Below are 22,196 nucleotides of genomic sequence, written 5' to 3' on the forward strand. Positions count from 1 at the left end.
GGAAAGATCTGACCGCAAAGGGCGCGAAGGGGATTTCTGGAAAAAGCGGGACACACCCCACCGCTCTGGCGAGCGGTCCCCCCCTCTCAAGAGGGGAACGGTAGAAAAGATCCCCTCTTGAGAGGGGGGGACCATGCGCAAGCATGGTGGGGTGTGTGAGTTTCGGGAAAGAAGAGCCTTCATCATTCATCCCTCATCATTCATACTTCTCTTCACGCCCCCCCGAGGTAGATGACTTGGCCGGTGACGAAGTCGCTCCGTTCACTCACGAAGAAATCGACCACGTTCACCACGTCCTCAAAGGTGCCAAACCGCCGGACCGCCTGGCGCTGCAACAGGGCGTCCATCTTCTCTTTCGGCACGCTTCGGATCAGGTCGGTCGGGACGGGGGTCGGGCCGACCGCGTTCACCGTGATTCCGGCTTCGCCGACTTCCTTGGCCAGGACCTGGGTCATATTCTCCACCGCCGCCTTGCTGGCGGCATACATCGCCTCGCCTTCCAGCCGGTAGGGGGTGGCCACCGTGCTGAAATTGACAATTCTCCCCCGCCCCTTGCGGGTCATTACTTTGACCGCCTCGCGGCAAAAGAGGAAAGAGCCGATGAAATTGGTGTCGAAAATCGATTTGGCGGTGCGCAAGGGAGTCAGCGCGAAGCTGTTCATCGAAGCGATCCCGGCGTTGTTGATCAGGACGTCGAGGCCGCCCCACTCCCGGGACACCGTTTTCACCATGTGAACCACCGCCCGTTCGTCGGCGACGTCGAGGGCGAAATGACGGTATTGCTCATGGTCGATCGAAGATTCCCCCCGCGAACACCCCGCCACCCGGTGCCCGAGAGAAAGATAATACTCCGCCAACTCCCGCCCAATTCCCTTGCGCGTGCCAGTGATGATGAAAACTCGAGAAGCTGGTTTCTGGATACTGGGGTCTGGATTCTGGATACCGGATGCTGGATACCGGATGCTGGATACCGGATACTGGATGCTGGATGCTGGATGCTGGATGCTCGGTTTCTGGATACTGGGGTCTGGATTAGGATTGCTCATGACAGTTCTTCAGTGCCGGGCCGACTGGATGGAAACGCGTTATGGCTTGCCTCGACAGACGCAAGAAAACGGTTAATGCGACGACCAAGAGAATTTGCGCGTTGGATAAAGGCGTCAGCCTCATCCGCCATACCGGGGTAACAATCGAGGATATATTCGAGCCATTCGATCGTCTCGTCGCAGCTTGCCAACGAAAAGGTCAGATACTTGATATAATCCCCTTTATAACGTCGCCGACCGTATCCCTCGACGATATTCGCAGAAATAGACTTGGACGCCCGCCGGATTTGGCTTCCCGTCTCGTAAAGCTCGAATTTTGGGAGTTTTAGAGAGAAATGATGAACATCAACCCCCAAAACATGGGCCACCTTATGGATTTCCAGCCGCCTATATCCCGTTTCGCCCGTCCTTTTGCCAACCATAATTTATCCTAAGACATTAAGTTCGCACCGCTCACCAACCATCGCCCATGATCTCTTCCAACATCCAGCATCCCTCACCCAGCATCCCTCCCAGAATCCAGCATCCAGAAACTTCGATGAAGGCGCGGCTTCATCGCTACGGGGATCCAGTATCCAGCATCCAGCATCCGGTATCCAGTATCCCTCACTCCCCATCCAGCAGCTCCTCCAGATACTCTCCCAGGCTCGCTACGGTGCGGAAGGGACTGCGGCTTCGGCTCATCGCGCGTTCGTCGGCGATAATCACATCCCGACCGAACTCGTCGGCGATCTCCCCTTCCAGATCAGCGATGAGATGGACCAAGGCCAAGCTATCCAAGGCGCCTCCCTGACCGAACAAAACCGTCTCGACCGTCGCCTCCTGCAACTCCGGCTTCTCCAGTTCCTCCGCCAGCACACGCACGGCGGATATAACCAACGTCTCCAACTTTTCTCGGTTCACGGACATATCACAAAACGCTCAACCACAAATGGACACGAATCAACACGAATCAGGGGGGAAGTTTCTGGATTCTGGATTCTGGATGCTGGATTCTGGTTCGTAGCGATGAAGCCACGCCTTCATCGAATTCCCCGGATCCGCAAGCTGACTCCAACGGCGTCGAATCTTCGTGGAAGATTCGCTACAGCATACCTCCCCCGGCATCCAGCATCCGGCATCCCTCCCCCGGAATCCCTCCCCCTCATCCTTTATTCTTCTTGCTTCCCTTGAACTCGGGCATGGTCGCCTCCCCTTCGGCGCTAATTCCTTCGCGCCGGATCGTTTTCCAAACGGTCAGGAAGAGTATCTTCAAATCGAGCGCGAACGAAACATGGTCGACATACCAGACATCCAGGCGGAACTTCTCCTCCCAGGAAATCGCGTTGCGCCCGTTCACCTGCGCCCAGCCGGTTATCCCCGGTCGCACCTCGTGCCGCCGCGCCTGCTCGGGCGAGTATCGGTCCAGGTAGTACATCCGTAAGGGACGCGGACCGACGAAACTCATTTCCCCGCGGATCACATTAAGGAGTTCGGGCAACTCGTCGAGACTGCTTCCCCGTAGGAACCGTCCAAACCGAGTCAGCCGGACCACGTCGGGCAACAGTTTCCCATCCGGTCCCCGTTCGTCGGTCATCGATCGAAACTTGACGATATGAAACGGCTTCCCTTTCCACCCCGGCCGTTCCTGCCGGAACAAAACCGGCGCCCCGAGCTTCACCCGCACCAGCACCGCCACCACCAAGAGCACCGGCGCAAGCACGACCAGCAACCCCAAGGCCGCTATCCAATCAAAAGCACGTTTGCCTGCCGCTTTATACATACTGGTTTCTGAATTCGTAGCGATGAAGCCACGCCTTCATCGAAGTTTCCGACCCTGGTCGAATCTTCGGGGAAGACTCGCTACGGAAGAATGGAAGAAAACGTTCAATGTCCAACGTTCAACGTTTATAAAAAATAGCAAAAACCATGTTCGCCTTTGGACCTTAGACATTCTTCCCAGCCTCTTCCTTTCTCCTCTTTGGAAGTTGAACGTTTCTCATCTTTGGCCGCGCCGGAGGACCTCCACGATTCGCTCGCCGGTTTTGCCATCCCACAACGGAGGAATTTTCCCTTGCTTCCACTCCCCGGCGAACAACCGCTTCATCGCGGGCGGAATGTTCTTCGGATCGGTTCCGACCAGTTCGTTCGTTCCCATCGTGACCGTCTCGGGACGCTCGGTGTTGTCGCGGAGCGTCAAACACGGAATACCGAGCACCGTCGTCTCCTCGGTGATGCCCCCGGAATCGGTGATCACCCCAAACGCCCGACTAACCAGGTAATTGAACTCCAGATACGGAAGCGGCTCCACGAAATGAAGATTCGGGGCCGAGATCCCGATCCGCTCCAGGATCCGCGCGGTCCGGGGATGCACCGGGAAAACCAGCGGCAAACCGTTCGAATGATCGATGATCGCCCCAAGAAGATCCCGCAATTTCTCCTCCTGGTCAACGTTCGCCGGACGGTGGAGCGTGAGCACGAAAAACTTCCGGTCTTCCAACCCCAACCGCTCCCAGCACTCCGGGGCGACAAATCGCTGCTTTTGCTTCAGCAAGGTGTCGATCATGGTGTTGCCCACAAAGAAAATCCGGTCCGAAGACACCCCGGCGGCGGCCAGGTTCTGGTTGGCGGTCTCGCTGGTAGTGAAGAAGAAATCGGTCAAGGCGTCGGTGGCGATCCGGTTGACCTCTTCCGGCATCGAAATGTCGCCGGAGCGGATCCCGGCTTCGACGTGGGCCACCCTTACCCCCATTTTCTTGGCGGTGATCGAGCAGGCCATGGTGGAGGTGACGTCGCCGACCACGAGGCAGAGGTCGCTCTTTTTCTCCGTCAGTAACTTTTCGTAGGCGATCAGGATCCCGGCGGTCTGTTCGGCCTGGCTGCCGCCACCCACCCCGAAATTGACATCCGGGTGGGGAATCCCGAGCTGCTCAAAAAAGCTGTCCGACATGTTCTTGTCGTAATGCTGACCGGTATGGATCAGCCGATATTCGAGCGGGGCTCCCGCTTCGCGGGCTTTTTGCAACGCCTCGATGATCGGGGCGATCTTCATGAAATTCGGCCGCGCGCCGGCGATGATGTCGATAAGTTTGGTCATGAGAGAATAAAGCGTCGATCTTACCACGGATGGACGCCCCGGAAAGAGGAAAACTTAACCGCAGATGGGCGCAGATTAACGCAGATGAAGAGCTAAGGGACTGCTCCGGAGCCCGGAACTAACCGCAAAGGACGCAAAGGGCGCGAAGGAAGAAGGAAGGGAAGAAAACGTCCGACTTCCAACGTTCAAGGCTCAAAGGGTTAGAGGGGAAGTATTTGGGTGTTTCTCTGGACGTTGGACGTTGAACGTCGGACGTTTCTCCGTAGCGAATCTTCCGCGAAGATTCGAAGAGACGGGAGGTGTTTATTCGCTTTCCAGATGCTGGCGGATCCATGAGGGAGCTCGTCGGCAAGCGACAATGGCCTGAATCTTCACAATCTCGATCTCAATTGTGTAAAAAATTGCAAATGGAAACCGCTTTGAAAGGGTACGGTGATACTCGTTGTGAACTTTGCGATGGATGCCACCGAAAAATTTGAGCGATTCGATATCAGCGAAGAGACTGGTCAGAAAGTAGTCGCCCAAACCGTCTTCTTGACGCTCGTAAAAACGATACCCATCGATCAGGTCACGCTTCGCAAGATCAAGAATTTCGATCTTCACTCGATCGAGTCCCGAATCTCTCGTTTCGCAACTTCCCAATCTACGTAGTGAGCCTTCCCTTCACGAACGAGCAAGTCCCGGGCGTCCAGGAGATCTTTTTGCCACTGCGGCACCGTCACCTGGGCTTCATCGGAGCTCAGGTCATCCCAAAGAGCCTCCATCGTAATCAGCTTCTCCCGGAGGGACATTCGGTGGATTTCTTCACGAGCAATCATTAAGCGAATTTACAAGAATATACTCCCGCTTCAAGCGGAGAACGGAGAGGACATGGAACATTCAACCGCAGATGGGCGCAGATTAACGCAGATGAAGAGCTAAGGGACTGCTCCGGAGCCAGGACTAACCATAAAGGACGCAAAGAGCGCGAAGAAGGGAGGAGAGGAAGAAAACGTTCAACTTCCAACGCTCAAGGGAAGACGCAGAAATGGTCTAACCACGGAAAGAAAGGCATAACACACGGAAGATTAGTGCGAATTAGTGTTTATTAGTGGTTAAAAATGCTGTGCCTCAGCCATCGCCACATCCGTGCCAGCGTGGAAGATTCGCTACACCAGTATCCGGCATCCAGCATCCAAGACCCAGAATCCGTGTCTTATGCCCTCGTTTCCGTGGTCTCAAAAGCTCAGAATTCAGCTCCCCCGCTTCGAACGAAAATCGGGTTCTTCAATTCAGTTTAACAAATTGCGGCCGGTGATTCCAAAAGCCTTGCAGGCTGACAAAAGATGCCGGTCATTAGTGAAAAATTCGAGGCAGCCATGTCTTTTAGCACAAGCGAGATGGATGGCGTCCGCCGCCCGTAAAAAGATCGCAGATGACAGTTCCTGGTAATGCCGGTCCACCGACTCCCAAAGTTCGGCGTTCACCGGTAGCCAACGCCAGACCCCTGCGGCCAGGTCGGCATGATATTGTCGACATACTATCTCAAACTCCTGTTTCTTGAGATTTCCCTCGCGCAGGTTCCGGTGAAGTACCGCCATCAATTCAGCCCGTCCGAGATCACAACAGGAGATGACCCCAGAGTTTCTGGCATGGGCTCGCACAATGTCGTGACCAGGTTCCCGTAGGTAACATTTTGCCAAATACGCGGTATCGTAGTAGATCAACGTCTATCTTCCTCCAAAAGCCGCCCCGAGTCGATTCCCACTTCAGGCAATTGGTCAAATCCAGCGACCTCTCTCCTCTCGGAAAAAGGGGTTCTGGTGACATCTTCAATAGGCAGCAGACGAGCAATCGGACGACCACGATCCAGAACGACCAACGCCTCATGCGATACGGCCGCCTCGCGCACCCACTTTCCCGTGTGCATGTGGAGTTCCCGGATCGAAATCGCCTTCATAAGTGCACAATGTGTGACAAGAGGTTTTTGTCAAGGCGATGGAGGAACTGAAGCACGGAATTTCCGAACCGCAGATGGGCGCAGATGGGCGCGGATAATACAGAGAACTAACCGCGAAGGGCGCAAAGGAAGAAGGAGGCTGGATGCTGGATACTGGATGCTGGATCCCCGTAGCGATGAAGCCACGCCTTCATCGAAATTTCCAGCGAGGAAGACTGACTCTGACGATCTACTTCCGCCTCTCAGCTTTACTCTTCAGCGCGGCGTTCTTCCCAATATCCTGGTTTTCGACTCAAATGCATCACAGCCCATATGGTAATTTCGTCATCGCTCGCCGTGAAATAGACACCAAACGGAAATCCGTGAACGAGAGAGCGCCGCACATCATCCTCTACCACCCGCCACGCTTGCGGATTCCGCCGAATTGCTCCTACGGCGTGCTCTATTTCCTCGACAAATCTCGCCCCCAGTTTCGGATGAATGCCACTGTAACGGCGAATCGCGCCTAAGTATTCATCCAACGCGTCGGGATGAAAAGCGAAGGTCATTCCTCAAGAACCTGTCTTCCCCGCCGAAGCGCCACATCCCCAGGAACCAAAGAATTTCCGGCGGCGATTTCCTGCCGTCGACGGTAAACCTCCTGCAGTTGCGCCCTTTCAATTTGAGGAGTTAAATCAACCTCCATGGTTTCGATCAGCTTTTCCACGAGGTTAGCAAGTGCCGCCGGGGGCAAGTCGCGGGCCTCCTCATAAATTTTTTCCACTGACACAGCCATAACTCGAAAATCAGCAAAACCCTCTGTGTTGTCAAGCGGTGTGCAAGAGTGGACAGAACTGGATTCTTAATCCCTGGACCTCCGGCGCTCTCACCGCCTCAGCTTCCAAAGCCGGTCGAATCAAAAGGGACTGAGCACCGCATTTTGAATCGCAGATTGGCACGGATAATACGGAATCGAGAAGGGCGCAGAGAGCGCTAAGGAAGAAGGATGCTGGATACTGGATGCTGGTGGCCAGATAGTGGTGATGCTGGTGTAGCGAATCTTCCACGAAGATTCGACCCGCGCCAGAGTTAGCCTGCGGATCCGGGGAATTCGATGAAGGCGTGGCTTCATCGCTACAACCAGAATCCAGCATCCCCCTCCCCCCTTCCGTGTCTTATGCCTTCCTTTCCGTGGTCCCAAAAACTCAGAATTCACCTCCCTTTCTTCGCGCTCTTCGCGTCCTTTGCGGTTAGTTCTTCCCGAGAATCCAGTCCCCATCCGGCGCCCTACCTGTGGTTAAGCCGTTCCCGATTCCGGACTTCTCGTCTCTTCGCGGTCATCCTTCAACTCGATATCAGGGCCATAACCAGCGTCCAACAAACGTTTGGCGATCTCAGGCCGCATATAGGGTTTCGCACGTTGATGCAATGGCCCGAACGAAGATCGGGTTCCTCAATGAGCGCTCGGTCAAGAGATCAACCCGCCGCCCAAAGAGCGTTTCCAGCGCTTCAGCAAATGAGGCGTATTGATCCGCATAACCGGGAGATCGAGGTTCCGAAAACCGGACGATGAAATCAATATCACTGTCATCATGAAAATTCCCTCGAACTGCCGAACCAAAAACCTGGAGTTCGGCGACGCCATGACGCCGACACAACTCGGTCAGTGCTTTCATACGGGATTGAAGGAGTGAATTCATGACGCCCTACTGCCTTACTGGAAAACGGAGCGCATAGCGAACGCCAAAGAGGCATTGAAAACTAGATTTCCGAGGCCGCTCAGAAACGCTTTTGCCAACTTGCCCGCAAAAAAGGAACTGAAGCACGGAATTTCAACCGCAGATGGGCGCAGATAGACGCAGATAAAACGGAGAATCTAACCGCAAAGAGCGCGAAGAGAAGAAGGATCCTGGATGCTGGATGCTGGTTACTGGATTCGGGAGGTGGGAAACTGGTGGCCGGATACTGGTGATGCTGATGGAGCGAATCTTCCTCGGAGATTCGCTACGAAAAAACGTTCAACGTTCAACGCTCGACTTTCAACGTCCAGAGAAATACCCAAATTCTTTCCCCTTCCCCTCTTTGAACGTTGGACGTTGAAAGTTGGACGTTTTCCCCTCCACTCTTCCCTTCCGTGTTGATCTAACCGCAAAGAGCGTAAAGGATGCGGGATGCCGGATCCCCGTAGCGATGAAGGGGCCTTCGGCGTCCTTTTCAGTTCTTGGTTCCTGGTTCTTGGTTGAAGAAATCCGTAGCGATGAAGCCGCGCCTTCATCGAGATTTTCAGGGAGGAAGACTGACTCTGACGATCTGCTTCCGCCTCTCAGCTTTACTCTTCAGCGCGGCGTTCTTCCCAATATCCTGGTTTCCGACTCAAATGCATCACAGCCCAGATGATAATTTCGTCATCGCTCGCCGTGAAATAGACACCAAACGGAAATCCGTGAACGAGATAGCGCCGCACATCATCCTCTACCACCCGCCATGCTTGCGGATTCCGCCGAAGTGCTCCTACGGCGTGCTCTATTTCCTCGACAAATCTCGCCCCCAGTTTCGGATGAATGCCACTGTAACGGCGAATCGCGCCTGTATTCATCCAACGCGTCGGGATGAAAAGCGAAGGTCATTCCTCAAGAACCTGTCTTCCCCGCCGAAGCGCCACATCCCCAGGAACCAAAGAATCTCCGGCGGCGATTTCCTGCCGTCGACGGTAAACCTCCTGCAGTTGCGCCCTTTCAATTTGAGGAGTTAAATCAACTTCCATGGTTTCGATCAGCTTTTCCATGAGGTTAGCAAGTGCCGCCGGGGGCAAATCGCGGGCCTCCTCATAAATTTTTTCCACTGACACAGCCATAACTCGAAAATCGACAAAACCCTCTGTGTTGTCAAGCGGTGTGCAAGAGTGGACAGAACTGGATTCAAAAGGGACATTCAACCGCGGATGGGCGCGGATAATACAGAGATTGAACCGCAAAGGGCGCGAAGGGAAGAGGCCTTCGGCGTTCCTTGTTCGTGGTTCTTAGTTCTTGGTTAGGAAATCCGTAGCGATGAAGCCACGCCTTTATCGAAATCCCGGAGAGGTAGACCGACTCTGACGAAACGGTCGAATCTTCGGGAAAGATTCGCTACGGAGGAACGTGCAATGTTCAACGTCCAAAGAAAATCTTCTCTCTCCCTCTTTGAGCGTTGTAAGTTGAACGTTGGACGTTTTCCCCTTCTGCCCCTTCCCCCCTTTGAGCGTTGAACGTTGGAAGTTGAACGTTGGGCGTTTCCCCCCTCCCTCCTTCCGTGTCTTATGCCTTTCTTTCCGTGGTTAACTCCCCTCTTTGCGCTCTTAGCGTCCTTGCCGATTAAAATCGTCCCGAGCATCCCCGAGCATCCGTGCCCATCTGCGGTTAAACAATCTTTTCCAGAAACTCCGCCAATTGCGGATAGGTCTTTTCGCGATCCAGCTCTCGCTCGGCGAACGCACGGGCTTTGCGGCCTTCTCTCTGACCTTTTCCGGGGTCGCGGCAATACTCTTCCATTATGTCTGCCAGTGCCCCCGCATCCCCCGCCGGATACCAGCTTCCGGCGTCGCAACTCTCAAGAATCTCCTTCACCTCTCCGGACAAACTGTTGATCACCGGCAATCCGGCGCTCATGTATTCACTCATTTTATACGGGAAGGCGATCCAGGAGTCGTCAAAGATCGGATTGAGCGCCACATCCGACTCCGCCAACAACCCCTTCAGTTCCTCCGCCCGCAGATATCCATGAAAGACCACCTGCTCGCCCAACCGATTTTTATCCACAAAGTCCCTTAAAACCTTCTCCTTCGGTCCGGCCCCCGCCAGATGAAGCTCAAACGGCACGCCACGATCGCTCAAGCGCCTGACCGCCTCAAAGACCGTTTCTAAATCATAACTCCGCCCCATCGCCCCGATGTAAACGAAGCGCGGCGGGCTTTGCCCGGTTCGTCGTTCTTGGTGCTTGGTTCGTGGTTCTTCCAAATTTCGAATGGCGAAGTTCGAATTCCGAATTTTCCCCTCTTCACCATCGTTGAACGCCTGTCCAGTACTTGCCGGGGTCGAACGGCTGTTCCGCACTTGCCGGGGTTCAATATCTCCCCCTTCGCACTCTTCGCGCCCTTTGCGGTTAACTTCTCCGCTCGTTTCCCCCTTTGAACGTTGAACGTTGAACGTTTTCCCCTCCGCTGATCTCTTCTCCCACATAAGTCAGATGCATCCGGGCTTGGCTTCCGGCTTGCTCCGGCAAACGGAGAAAGGTTTTCGCCACCGCCACGACCGCGTCGGCTTTCCGATAGACCTCCGCCGCCTCGACGAACCACGGTTTTAACAAAAACCGGCCGACCGCCTCGCCTCCCGGCACCAGACGTAAAAAGGTTTCCGGCCAGGCATCGACGATGTCGACCGCCACCGGGCAACCCCACTTTTCCCTCAGCCGGTATGCCTCGCGGAAGATGCCGAGGGGGGGAGGCTGACCACCATCAAATCGGGTTTTTCCAATTCCCCTGCCGTCACCGCCTCAATCGCCTCCCGGTAAAAATTACTCGCAAAGGCCCGGTGACTCCGTAACCGCGCCCACTCGACATGACGGCGATACGGTGGAGTTGACACTAGCCGAACCGCATAGGAAACCCTGGAGTGTGGCGGCATTCCGCCGCTATGGACCCGAGCGACATGTCGCCCGCTCGCCGCATTCCCCTCTCCCGCGCCTTTTAGAATTCGCCGCTGCTTGGGAAGTCCGACGACCACCAGACCAACTCGTGCCCCCGTCGTGCCAGCACCGGACAAAGCGTCCCGTAGCGGAGCGGCGTCGTCCCTGCCACGGGCAATTCCTCGAACGGATTGACGATCCAAATACGCATGCCCCGAAGGGAGTCTGATCGATTCTCGATCCCAGGCGACACCTTACCGGGATAACACCACGTCCACCAACTCGCCCGGACGAAGGTAGAGTTCCTCAGGCAAAGCCAGGGCCAAGGGGAGTCCCGATTCATAACGCTCCCCGTAGGGCGTACGGAACGCCTCCGCCAATGGTTCGATCTGGGATCCCACGGCAACGATCTCAGAGCGTGCCCGTCGTTTGCCGGAATTTCTCGAAATGATTTCGACTTCCATCCCCACCGTCGGCTCGACGGTCAATGGCTGCCGCACATAAGCGACGATCCGCTCCGCCCGCGGCGACTGGATCGTCAGAAGCACTTCCCCCTCCCGGATATGCTCTCCATTGCGGTAAAAGACCATCCCCACCGTTCCGGTCAGAGGGGACACCAAATCGACCGGTCGCAACTGTGCCTCCGCCAAGGCGAGCCGTTCCCGGTGCAGAGCCAAAGTTGCCTGCAACGCGTCCGGAGCAAAATCCCGATCTTCCCCCTGATAAATCCTCAGCGCTCCCAGCGAATGCTCCATTTGGGCCACCAACCGCTCTTTCTGGCTCACCGTTTCCCGCAAAACCGCCACCCGGTTCTCCGCCCGCTCGAATTGCTCATCCGAGACAAATTGATTCCGATGCAACCCCCGGAGCCGCTCCATTTCCCGCCCCGCCTGGGCCAATTCGATTCGGTTGATCGCGAGATCGGCCGACTCTTCCAACCAATCCAGTTTCAATGATTCCAGTTGAAGCGCGTTTCGTTGCTGGTCGAGCACCGGATCGAGCCATCCAAGCCGGGTCAGCTCGATCTCCGCTTTCAGAACCGCCAGGGAGGCATGAAGAACGTCCGGCGGGGTTGTGATGACCTGGCCGATCACCGCGCCGGCTTCAACTTCCTGGAACCGCGATACCAGCAATTGCGCGATAGTCCCCGAGCCGGGGCTCACCACCTTGCTGGTGACCGCCTCGACCTCCCCCGCGATCGCCTGCGGAGCCGCCTGTTCCTGCCAAAGAAAAACGACCGCCACCATCGCCCCCCCGCAAGCGAGAACCGGCAGAGCCTGCATCCGAAATGACTGCCAGCGTCGTTTAAACGGTATTGGAATCGGTTTATACATGAAACGCTACGGGCTGCGCCCGGTTCTGTCGGGCTGCGCCCGGTTCTGTCGGGCTGCGCCCGGTTCCTGGTTCCTGGTTCCTGGTGCTTGGTGCTTGGTTCCTGGTTCCTGGTTCCTGGTGCTTGGTTCCTGGTGCCTGGTGCTTGGTGCTTGGTTCCTGGTTCCTGGTGCTTGGTTCCTGGTTCCTGGTGCTTGGTGCTTGGTTGTGATTGAGGAGGTAGCGGATGAAACCGCCGATTTTGTTGCGGGTGGCTCCTGCTTGTTGGTAAAGGGTTTCAAACTCCTCCTGGGTCAAATATTGTTGATCAAGCGCGACGTATAGTTGGCTTTGCACCTCGCTGCAAGAGCGTTGAGCGTAACGAAGAAACCTTACGAACTCAGTGTTGCTTCCGCCATCGAATCCTTCGGCTATATTGTGCATGGACGAACCAGCGGCACGACGGATTTGGTCCTTCAAGCCGAAGTCTGATGCAAACTCCCCCGTCTTGCTTGCGGCGTAAACAGCCGCAGTTAACTCCCGCGCCATCTTCCACCCCTCAATATCCTCGAATTTTCGTAAACTCATACAATCTTCGTTCGGGCTGCGCCCGGTTCTTGGTGCTTAGTTCTTAGTTCTTGGTTCTTGGTGCTTGGTGCTTGGTGCTTGGTGCTTGGTGCTTGGTGCTTAGTTCTTAGTTCTCAAACCATGTATCAATTTCATCCAAATCGCTTAACCAAAAACCAGGAACAAGGAACTGCCGAAGGCTACAACTACGAACAAAGAACAGCCGAAGGCTACAACAACGAACCGCGCCTCCGGCGCGCTAAATTTCCGATTGCTCCTGTGCCATCAAGCCGGTGACCCGGTTCGCCCCTTCCAGCTTGCGGACTTCGGAAAAGAGTTCGTCCAACCGCGACGGATCGCGCAACAAAAGGCGATAGGACAAATCCGATCCTTCGTCGTTGCCGTTCGACCGCTGGCTGGCGCATTCGGCGACCCGGCTGTGGCGCCGCAACAACGCCTGCAACTCCGGCAAGTCCGCTAACGGACGCGCCCAGTGCAGGTTCAAAATCACGTCGTAACGATGGCGCGTCCCGAATGAGGAATACCACAAATACAACAGGATCAATGCCGCGATCCCCAGGCCCACCACCGCCGTTCCGTATCGCTGCGTGCCGCAGGCCATTCCGAGGGTGATCGCCGTCAGGATATAACAGGTGTCAAGCGTGTCCCGGAGGATATTCCGGAAACGGACGATGGCAAAAAGCGCCATCAACCCGAATGCCGTCACGATATTGTTCGAAAGCACCATCATCACCATTGCGACCAGGAACGGGATCAGCACCAGCGAATTCACATAAGTCCGCGAATAGGAAAGCCCGCTGTGGGTAATCATGTAAACCCACGCGATGATCTGTCCGCTGACGAACGCCAGCAGAAGGGCGAGAAACACCGCCGTGAAATTCACCGGTTCCACGGTGGCGTCGATTCGAAAAAGTTCTTCTATCATACGACAGTGTCAGGAATGTATCCGTTGAACATGGTGGTGGTCTTCCGCACTTTACGCTCCCGGGCACCGCGCGCCACCGTCGGCCCCAAACCGGGCGCGTGACCGACCGGAGTCCGAAGAAACGTTTGATGGATCCTGTCCTCCTCTTCCATGATCACCACGCCGTCGACATACTTCGCCGCCGACGTTTGGCGAAGACCGAAGACCCGCACCAACTCCCCGAACCAGTTCGGAAATCGACCGGTGAATTTCAGCTCCAAAACCACGCTGTCACCAAAGACCATCACCGGATCTTTCATCTCGGCCGACAAGCGGGCGGTCGGATCCGGACAACTCCGCACCCGGCGGTCGAAGGTGACCCGGACCGAATTGTCTCCATCCGCCGGCAACCAGGCCTCCCGGACGTAGGCCACATGGACCCGCGGTTTGGCTTCCAACCGGTTCAAATGCCCCACGAAATTCTGCACCGCGACCAATTGCCGCGGATCGCCGGAGGCCATCTGGCTCGCATCCGGGAGATGGCCCGCCAAAAGCGCATCCACCGCCTCGCGCTTCACCGCGCCTCGCTCTTTGCTGATGGTGTTGTCCATCCGTTTTTTGATCTCGAAATAAACCGGCGCGCCCGGACGGTTTTCGTAAAAACGCAGCCTCAGTTTAAACCGGTTCTTATTGCCATTGATGGTGCTCTGGTGGAGGGCGAAATCGTCGGAATCGAGATACAGACTGTGAACCGGGTAGGAAAGATCCGGCTGAGTCGCTCCGAACTCGTCGACCTCCAAATAGGATCGCACGAAATCCCGCGCCGCCAGCGCCAACGGTTCCGGGATAATGTATTTCAGCTCAAAACGCTGTTGTTGAAGTCGATCCGCAGCCATGTCACGAAATTGTCACAAATTTGTAACAGCCCATCCTGAGACGGATCGAATAACGGTCAAGGAAAAGCAGCCTTCGGCGGGGAGCCTTCGGCGTGCTTGGTGCTTGGTTCTTGGTTCTTGGTTGGGGTCCGACCGCAGATGGCCGCAGTTTGTAGCGATGAAGCCGCGCCTTCATCGATTCCCCAACGTGGAAGACTGACTCCGACGAAACGGTCGAATCTTCGGGGAAGATTCGCTACCTGCCTCCCTTTACGGGTTTTATGCCTCTCTTTCCGTGGTTCCAGAACTCCAGTCTTCATCTGCGCCTATCCGCGCCCATCTGCGGTTATAAAATCTCTACTCTTCGATCTTCACCACCCTCAGGCGCAGGAAACGGTTTCCGGCCTGGGAGACGTCGACCGAATCGACCACTCGCATTCGGTCGCCATCGGTGTTCGGCCCTGAATCGACCCGGGAATCGTACAATACCTCCGACCAGTCCGACAAATCGTCCGAGGCTTCCACGATGTAGGCGATGTCCGCCTTCATCGGGTCGCGGACGAACCGGATCGATAAGAATGTCTCCTCGAAGGCGATCTCCGGCAGCCCGGCCCGGCCCGACTCGAGGGGGTTGATTTCCAAGCCATAACGCAGCAGGTTGGGAATTCCTTCCTCGCGTGGATCCGCCAAGGGATCGGAGAGAGTCGGATTCTCCCTATCAGCCGGATTCGGGAATACACGGCTCAACCACGCGACATAGTTGTCCCCAATGCCAAAGCGAACCTCCATGACCCGCCCGGTCATCGGACCTGCGGCGAACGACGCGGTCTCTTCAGCCGCGCTCAGCGCAAATGAAACCGGGCCGTTGTAAAGACGGTATGATTGGCCGCCATGCTCGATCTCCCCTTCGGTATCGCGCAGATATACCCGAACAGTCGCCCCAGAGATGGTTTCGCCGAAATCGGCATTGGAATCGGTAAAGAACCCGCCCCGGAAGAAATCGCCATCAACAATCTCTTCCCGGTCGATATGGAGATCGATGGTGTTCATCGCATTAAACGGGAAAACAAACGGGGTCTCGCCACTGAGGCGCAGCACCGAGTTTCGACTGGCACTCCGCTGATGATACTGTGGCGATCCAATTTCGGAGAAAACGAAACTGTAGTGCAGCCCGTCAATGGACTTCGCGGTTAGAACGGTTTGTTCCGGCGCCACCCGGCCGATGCCCGACAAACGACCGACCGTACCACTCCCCTTGAGGACTGTCTCCGCCGCAAGGGTCACGTCCGAGCCAAGAACTCCATCAAGCCAGAGGCTCCCGCGCGAAATCTCAAAACCTCCATCGTATCCGGATCCGTCTCCGCTCAGCCTGAGGGTTCCGCCCCCGGACTTCTTGAGGGAAGCGCCGCCCGTCAACGATCCGGCAAGTTCCATCGTGTTTCGGGTTCCGTCGACATGCAGACTAGTCGGACCGGTGACGATCACGTCGTTGGCCACCACTACGGCGTTACCATTGCTGCCCGGATCGTAGCGAAGCGCCCCCAGGATACCCTCTTCCTCCCCCTCGGGAACCTCACCAGCTCGGCTTTCACTGTTCAGGAATAATTTTCCCCCAAAAATGTGAACCCGGGGGTCCTCGGGTGTGCCGGTCGATATCAACCGTAATTGCCCGCCGGGATTGACAAAAACTCCGCTAGTCTGGCCCGGAGTCGCCGGCTCGGTCACCGAAAGGACCCCCCTGTTGATGATGGTCGCCCCGGTAAAATCCTTGCCGGAACCGGTCAGAGTGACCACCCCGGCGCCTTCCTTGATCAAGCCGCCCGGGCCGCTCCAACCTTCACGCAGGCGTAAGGCACCGAACTCAGGATCGCCCGCGACGTTGTCGACGCGCACCCGCAGGTCGGAGGCGAGTTGTGTTCCGGCTTCCACTTGGAACTCGACTAAACCGTCGCCATCGCCCGCGATCGTCAAAGAGGCGGGCGCGGCGGAACCGGAGGCAAAGGTCAGGGTGTTACCGGTTGAGCGGTCCCGGATCCGGTTGCGCCACGGGCTGTCGCCGTTGTCGACGATCAAGGCGCCGACTGTCACCGGGGCCCGGAGATTGACGTTGCGGTCATCCGCCGCCGGTTGATTGACACGGGCTTTGGCTCCGGCCGCGTTCGGATACGCGGTGGTGCTCCAGTTCGCGGGGTCGGTCCAGTCGGCGGTATCGCCGGGCAGAAAAATTGCTTCCTCTTCCTCCAGGTCGAGCAGAATTGGATCCAGGCCGCTGGCCGCGTCGTGAGTCCCGGGAGCCCCGGAAGCAAAGGTGCGCACTGCCAGCAGGCTGCCATCCTCCAGCGAACGTTCCTCGATGCGGCGCAGTCCGCCGGAGAGGTTATTGGGAAGAAGCGTTCCCCACCAACCGGGATTGGTTGCGACGACATTTTCGTAGAAAGAGGCGTAACGGTTGTCCACCTCGGCCCCGGTGGTTTCCACCGGCGTGGCCGATAAGGGGCGCCCGTTCCCCTCTTCGTTGTCGTAAAGCAGCACGAAGTTTTTCGGGCCGGTTTCCGATTCGCCGATAATGCCGGTCGCTTGTTCAGTGGCCCCACCAAGGGCGACCACCTCCACCGAACCGAGGAAGGTCAGTTGGTAGGCAACGTCCTCGCCTCCCGCTCCGTCGTTCAATAACAGCCGCATCCAAACCGTATTACCTGCCGCAAACCGGTCATTCCCCGTTGGCTCGGTGACGAACCACCCCGTATAACTGCCCAACTCGTCGGTCGTGAACTCATGGTGACGGCTGCCGAGGTCTCCCGAACGGAACCGAGGGGCGTTGGTCGTCCGCACCCAATCGGACTCGCGCCCGGTCACGAAAATCGCGTTGCCCGCGCCGTTTTGTTCCGGAGGGTCTTCCGCACCTACCACCCGATTTCCATAACGGTAGGTCGCGTTCGCCTCCAATCCTTCGATGGTGACGCGGTAGGCGAAAGGAAGACGGTTCAGGTTTTCGCCTTCGGCATCGCGTCCGCCCTGAATCAGGAGCGGCATCACCACTTCCGTCAAGCGAAGTCCCCGAACAGGATCCCCGCTCGCGCCCTCCAGGCCGTCGGCTTCCGCCACCAACACAAACGATCCCGAGCCTTCGTAAATCACGTCGTCAAAAACGGCCACCCCGTCGACTGCCGTGACCGTCGTCGGCCCCGACAGGTGCCCGTTGCCTTGCAGCACGAGAGTAACCGGGCCATTGAAACCGGTCACCGGAAAACCATCCGCATCCACGACGCGAACCACGACAGCAGGCAGCTTTTGCCCGCTCTTGATCGAGGCGAGATTGATGCTCTCTTTGACCAGGCGGGCCGGTGTAGAGACCGCCCCGGAGGTCACCATAATGTCGTCGAGGCGCAACTGAGCGCGCGCTCCGGATGTCCCACCGACATGGTAATACTTCCAGCGTAACTGCACATAGGGTTGGTTCTCCACCTCAACGGGTAAACGGACCGGTCCGAGCACCCGGCTATGCCCCGCCAGTGAATTGCGAACGTATTCAACCGGTTCGTCCTCCGCATCCAAAACACTTAGAAACGGCCCATGATCCCCGACGCGATATTGCAGGCGCAAAGCATACGACCGTGCGTTTGGCGTCACCGTCCCCCCGGTCCAGACGACTTGGATATTTTCCTGCCCCATCGTATTAAGCGCCACGAGCGCGGCTCCGAGGTCCCGTCCCCGCCCGGTATTGATGAAAGCGATTCCCTCTTCCCCAAGACCATTAATCCGCGTCCGACTCGTCGCCGCATAAGGAAAATCGATGTCCGCGGCATCCGCCGCATCCTCCCCCGGAATCCGGTAGGCAAAATCCAGTGGCGCAGCCAGGGACGGATCATTCTGATCACTCTGCAAAAAGAGCATGTGATCAGGGAAACTTCCCGCCGACTGCCCCGGCGACCATTCATTGAAGGTGAACGTGCCCGACCCAACCGCAAACGGTGCCGGGTAAACCAGCGCCCGGAACGAAACCGAAACCGGCGGATTGAACCCATCCTCCGCCTCCACTGTCACGACAGTTTCCCCCTGGTAGAGGCCGCTCAGGCTCAGCAGCCCTTCCTCCACCGAAACCGAGACGATTCCAGCGTCCGACGACACCGCTGTAAAACTCAATGCATCCCCGTCCGGATCACTAATAAGTGCCTCCAAATCGAGCACCAGCGACCCGCTTCCCGCGATCACCCTTTGCACATCCGGAACGTTCACCACCTGTGGCGGCTGGTTGGTCCCCTCCAGCGGCAACCCTTCCAGCGTGAGATTATCAAAACGGTTGTTGCCGGCTTCGCCCCCGGCGCCTTGCTCAAACAGTATCCTGACTGCGAAGTCGGCGTTGTCGGAAACCCCCGCAATAGCCCCGAAGTCAAACGTGTAGACCAGCGGCGCCGCATTCTCCAACGAAATAGTCGTGAACGCCGTAAACGTTTGCCCGTCGAGCGAGTAACTCACTTCCTGCAGGCCCGCTCCCTGACCCGAGCGCCGCGCCTCATAACGAAGCACGATCTCCTCATAGCCGGTCGTCGGAAGGGAAATCTTGACCGTCGACCCCAACGGATTGTTTACCCGCAGGTGCGCGCCGGCCGGCTCATCCAGACGGCTGTTCACACCCGCAAAATCCTGACCGCTTCCAAAAAGCACTTCCGTCGACGCACCCGGCGTCACGGTCAACTCCCCTCCTCCCAGCGTGAAGTCCGGCAGCATGCTCTCCTGGTTAAAACTCCAGTAATGCAACAAAACCGCCGGAGGAACCTCCTCGAACACCGCTTCCAGCGCCATATCGCCCTCCAGGTTCAAAACCAGAACAGGCTCCGTCGATTCGTGCCCCACCCAACCAACAAACCGATAACCCGGCTCAGCGATCGCTTCGACCGTCACCGGAACCTCTTGGAAATACGTTCCCGTCCATGGATACGGAAATTCTTTATCAGGAAGACCGGGAGTAGCCTCATTTATAAGGATACTATTCACCCGAACCAACCCCGCCTCCTGGAAATTAGTATTTATCGTCACCTCCGCCATTCCGGGTAATTCGAAAGCGTTTAAAATATGCGCACGGACGTAAACCGGTCGCTCGTGCGCGAAGCTATACATATCCTCTTGGCTTGAAGTAGACAGCTGCCAGCGACTATTGTGTTCGCTCCGGTATGGCTGGATACGCGTTTCGAACTCATTCAGAAGTTCAATTACCCGAGCGGGTCGAAACGTAGTATTGATGTTGTCGGCCAGAATATTAATAAATGTGCCTCGAAATTCAGGACTCTTGAGCACGAGCGCCCGGAAAAGTTGATTCACCAAGGTCGTTGCGACCCCATCAACTCCATGTGAGCCCGGCGTCAGGTGAACCACTCTTCCCAAAGAGTCAACATCGTAACCCGTGCTCGAAAACCCAAACCCCCAATCCGTGTCAAATAAGAACCACCGCCAGCGTCCGTCATGTCCGACTGCAGCATCTGGAGGAGGGTTTTCGGTTCGTTTTCGCCACAGGTCATTGTTTCCAAATGGCCAGTCACGATTATTGATGTAGATTTGAACAGCATAATACAGAGCCAGATTCTCTGTGTCTACTCTCTGGCGTATCCACTCATAGCGCGTTGAGTTTAACAGTTCATGCGCCTCCGCATAATTCACCGTGGTGACAAAATGGTTCCTATCCGCTGGAATACCTGTATCAATCACCGCCGTTCGACCGGTCAGAATAACCACATCTTTTTCATCCAACCCATAGTGGGAGGAAAGATACTTAGCGTCCAAACGTTCGCGAATGTTAATCAGCCCCCAGTATTCGCCGTTGATAAAATGAACCGCCGGCCGATAGGCCTGCGAGTCCAACGGAAGATGACGCACCAGATCCTGCATAAATGCATCTCGGTAGTAAGCCGAAGACCAATCATTGCCTGAATTCCTAAGCATCAGCCGATCGAAACTGGTCAAGTCTTCTTTTGATTGGCCCCTCTTTTCGAGGCCTGGGAAAATTGGGTAATTAAAGGCGCTTTGTTCGCTGTAATCACGACGCGCATACAACCGAAGCGACTTAAGTCGAAATGCCCGACTGAAGCCACCGTGAACTCGCAAACCCACACCTTGTTCCAACATGATCGTTCCCTCAGGGGAAAATATTTCCAAGTGAGCCGGACGCTCCCATGCACTGCCCCGGTTGCGAAAGTTTGCGGGACGAGCGCTTGTATAGGACGAAGTTGGACTGTTCAACCTCCAATCATCGCTCGTCTTTCCAGGAACATAAATTCCAGTCTCGTAATCAAAAAGATGGTCCTCGCTGGTGGTTAGCGAAATAACTGGCAAAGAATAACGAGATGACATTCCTGGTGAAACGAAAAATGTGCCTGTCACCGTTGGACTTGGGATGAATCCCTCTCTATAAACCCTCGCACGAACCACTGTGCCCTTGAAAGAATTTTGTAAAGGTTCCGTCGTGGAATAGGTGAATTGTGTATTAATCAGTGCCAGAGCATTTGGATCAGAAGATCGATTAGACACTTCAATAGGTGCCGAGTAGGAGTAAGTCTTAATACTCCGTTCGAGAAAGGGACCTAAATCCACATCCCCAACGTTCCGAGGGTAGTGGTTCTTGTAAGTGTAGGTCATCCCATCAAAATTCGCCGGATCTGGTTCCGATCCATCGAGAGTGTAGAGAATCATTGCTTTCGGGGCAGAATTACTCAGGACCAATTGAAAGCTTTCATCATAAAAGCCCCCTTTATGGGAAAACGTCGGCGATTCCAAACGGTCTATGAAGGCCTCCGTAGTGTTTGCCGCACCGGGTGTCGGCTCCGCAAAAAAGAACCACGAAGAAGTTGCGCCGGGAACACGACCGACAGAAATGTCCCGTGGAATGGAATTTGGTTGCAGCTCGTCGATCAACACCTGATCCGGGCGAGTAAGCAAAACTTCCTCCCCATCAGCATCTATGCCGAAATTTGTGTGGTGTCGCGTAGCGATACTTCGGAAGTGATGACCGGGAATGGGCCCTTCGACGGTGCCATTCGGCCGTTCCCAACGAACGGCTAAATTGTCGTGGCCTGATCGCGCTTTCATCACGGCTGAGATGTAGTAACGGTGCCCCGCGACTAATTCGACAGCGAGAGATTGCTGGCTCTGATACTTGTCCCATTGGCGGGAATTCGTCCATGCTGGCACTTCCGCAATCTGTATCGCATTCGCGGGATCGGCGTCAATACTCAGGAAAAGCGCCGCTGCATAGTTTCCGGCGATCCAAAAGCGATAGATTCCGGACTCTGGAGGAATCAGGTGACCGTGCATCCGTTGCCCGTAATCATTAGAAAAACCCGTCGGCGCCTCAAAGCTTGCCACTACCAAATTATGGCTGTACGGATGATTTGGATAACTGGAATGGTTGATCAAACTGTCAACGTCTGGCCCCAAAATGTTCATGAAAACTTCCCGCGTTAGGCCGATATGAGGTCCTACCTCAACTCGATCTTTCCCCGAAGCCCAGACCAGCAGGTAATCGCCGGCCGCGATGGAAGTCCCTTCCGGAAACGTCCACTTGAATGGATTCCCGTAGCTGTCGGACAATCCCCAACCCGACAAGTCTACCGCATCGGCCCCGGCATTATACAACTCGATCCAATCTTCGAAGTCACCGTCCTCGTCCGCGATCGTGCTGCCGTTCGAAGCCATCACCTCGTTGATCCGCACACCCGCCGATAACGCAACGGCCCCCAACAAAACGACTGTCGCGGCCGGGACGAGGCAACGCAAAAGAATATGAGAAAAAATTGAATTCATCAGTTGAGAGACAATCAAGGGTTCG

General features: G+C 56.0%; 22 protein-coding genes. All 22 read right to left on the reverse strand.

From position 1 onward, the window contains the following. Positions 1-212 precede the first annotated feature (212 nt). The gene (locus ACWUI2_RS04010; RefSeq protein WP_486981576.1) at positions 213-1,046 is read right to left on the reverse strand and encodes an SDR family NAD(P)-dependent oxidoreductase; all 834 of its coding nucleotides are present in this window, start codon (positions 1,044-1,046) and stop codon (positions 213-215) included. After that, positions 1,043-1,468, reverse strand: coding sequence for a four helix bundle protein (locus ACWUI2_RS04015; RefSeq protein ID WP_486981577.1), 426 nt, complete (start codon positions 1,466-1,468; stop codon positions 1,043-1,045). Before ACWUI2_RS04015 ends, ACWUI2_RS04010 begins: the two co-directional genes overlap by 4 nt. A 184-nt stretch (positions 1,469-1,652) precedes the next feature. Beyond that, positions 1,653-1,955 carry a hypothetical protein gene (locus ACWUI2_RS04020; RefSeq protein ID WP_486981578.1) on the reverse strand — a complete coding sequence of 101 codons (303 nt, stop codon included), beginning with the start codon at positions 1,953-1,955 and terminating at the stop codon, positions 1,653-1,655. A 235-nt stretch (positions 1,956-2,190) separates the two neighbouring features. Further along, positions 2,191-2,808 (reverse strand): sugar transferase, encoded by a 618-nt coding sequence (locus tag ACWUI2_RS04025; RefSeq protein WP_486981579.1) that lies wholly within the window; start codon positions 2,806-2,808, stop codon positions 2,191-2,193. 216 nt (positions 2,809-3,024) lie between these two features. Further along, a complete protein-coding gene (gene wecB / locus ACWUI2_RS04030) occupies positions 3,025-4,122 on the reverse strand; it encodes a non-hydrolyzing UDP-N-acetylglucosamine 2-epimerase (protein WP_486981580.1) in 1,098 nt (365 codons plus the stop codon). Between the two features lie 303 nt (positions 4,123-4,425). Further along, positions 4,426-4,725, reverse strand: coding sequence for a type II toxin-antitoxin system RelE/ParE family toxin (locus tag ACWUI2_RS04035; protein WP_486981581.1), 300 nt, complete (start codon positions 4,723-4,725; stop codon positions 4,426-4,428). Next, entirely contained in the window at positions 4,722-4,940 is a 219-nt protein-coding gene (locus ACWUI2_RS04040; RefSeq protein ID WP_486981582.1) for an addiction module protein, read from the reverse strand. The genes ACWUI2_RS04035 and ACWUI2_RS04040 overlap by 4 nt, the downstream gene beginning before the upstream one ends. A 453-nt stretch (positions 4,941-5,393) precedes the next feature. Further along, a complete protein-coding gene (locus tag ACWUI2_RS04045) occupies positions 5,394-5,828 on the reverse strand; it encodes a type II toxin-antitoxin system VapC family toxin (protein WP_486981583.1) in 435 nt (144 codons plus the stop codon). Next, a complete protein-coding gene (locus ACWUI2_RS04050; RefSeq protein ID WP_486981584.1) occupies positions 5,825-6,061 on the reverse strand; it encodes a type II toxin-antitoxin system Phd/YefM family antitoxin in 237 nt (78 codons plus the stop codon). Before ACWUI2_RS04050 ends, ACWUI2_RS04045 begins: the two co-directional genes overlap by 4 nt. A 248-nt stretch (positions 6,062-6,309) precedes the next feature. Further along, positions 6,310-6,609, reverse strand: coding sequence for a type II toxin-antitoxin system RelE/ParE family toxin (locus ACWUI2_RS04055; RefSeq protein ID WP_486981585.1), 300 nt, complete (start codon positions 6,607-6,609; stop codon positions 6,310-6,312). Further along, on the reverse strand, positions 6,606-6,836 hold the full coding sequence (locus ACWUI2_RS04060) for an addiction module protein (RefSeq protein WP_486981586.1): 231 nt from the start codon (positions 6,834-6,836) through the stop codon (positions 6,606-6,608). The genes ACWUI2_RS04055 and ACWUI2_RS04060 overlap by 4 nt, the downstream gene beginning before the upstream one ends. Positions 6,837-7,434: 598 nt before the next feature. Further along, positions 7,435-7,716, reverse strand: coding sequence for a nucleotidyltransferase family protein (locus tag ACWUI2_RS04065; RefSeq protein ID WP_486981587.1), 282 nt, complete (start codon positions 7,714-7,716; stop codon positions 7,435-7,437). Between the two features lie 653 nt (positions 7,717-8,369). Further along, the gene (locus tag ACWUI2_RS04070) at positions 8,370-8,636 is read right to left on the reverse strand and encodes a type II toxin-antitoxin system RelE/ParE family toxin (RefSeq protein WP_486981588.1); all 267 of its coding nucleotides are present in this window, start codon (positions 8,634-8,636) and stop codon (positions 8,370-8,372) included. A gap of 27 nt (positions 8,637-8,663) precedes the next feature. Continuing rightward, positions 8,664-9,014: an addiction module protein gene (locus ACWUI2_RS04075; RefSeq protein ID WP_486981589.1), complete on the reverse strand. Its 351-nt coding sequence runs from the start codon at positions 9,012-9,014 to the stop codon at positions 8,664-8,666. Positions 9,015-9,435: 421 nt separating this feature from the next. Next, positions 9,436-10,032 carry a glycosyltransferase gene (locus ACWUI2_RS04080; RefSeq protein WP_486981590.1) on the reverse strand — a complete coding sequence of 199 codons (597 nt, stop codon included), beginning with the start codon at positions 10,030-10,032 and terminating at the stop codon, positions 9,436-9,438. A gap of 145 nt (positions 10,033-10,177) precedes the next feature. After that, positions 10,178-10,459, reverse strand: coding sequence for a hypothetical protein (locus ACWUI2_RS04085; RefSeq protein ID WP_486981591.1), 282 nt, complete (start codon positions 10,457-10,459; stop codon positions 10,178-10,180). 301 nt (positions 10,460-10,760) lie between these two features. Then, positions 10,761-10,910, reverse strand: a complete 150-nt coding sequence (locus ACWUI2_RS04090; protein WP_486981592.1) for a hypothetical protein — start codon at positions 10,908-10,910, stop codon at positions 10,761-10,763. A 43-nt stretch (positions 10,911-10,953) separates the two neighbouring features. Further along, complete coding sequence (locus tag ACWUI2_RS04095) at positions 10,954-11,982, reverse strand: HlyD family secretion protein (RefSeq protein WP_486981593.1); 1,029 nt, start codon at positions 11,980-11,982, stop codon at positions 10,954-10,956. Positions 11,983-12,025: 43 nt separating this feature from the next. After that, positions 12,026-12,598, reverse strand: coding sequence for a four helix bundle protein (locus ACWUI2_RS04100; protein WP_486981594.1), 573 nt, complete (start codon positions 12,596-12,598; stop codon positions 12,026-12,028). Between the two features lie 238 nt (positions 12,599-12,836). Then, positions 12,837-13,523, reverse strand: a complete 687-nt coding sequence (locus tag ACWUI2_RS04105) for a DUF4956 domain-containing protein (protein ID WP_486981595.1) — start codon at positions 13,521-13,523, stop codon at positions 12,837-12,839. Continuing rightward, positions 13,520-14,398: a VTC domain-containing protein gene (locus ACWUI2_RS04110; RefSeq protein WP_486981596.1), complete on the reverse strand. Its 879-nt coding sequence runs from the start codon at positions 14,396-14,398 to the stop codon at positions 13,520-13,522. Before ACWUI2_RS04110 ends, ACWUI2_RS04105 begins: the two co-directional genes overlap by 4 nt. Before the next feature lie 336 nt (positions 14,399-14,734). Next, positions 14,735-22,171 carry a CotH kinase family protein gene (locus ACWUI2_RS04115; protein WP_486981597.1) on the reverse strand — a complete coding sequence of 2,479 codons (7,437 nt, stop codon included), beginning with the start codon at positions 22,169-22,171 and terminating at the stop codon, positions 14,735-14,737. Positions 22,172-22,196 lie beyond the last annotated feature (25 nt).

It is taken from the genome of Verruconatronum alginivorum (genome assembly GCF_056590205.1).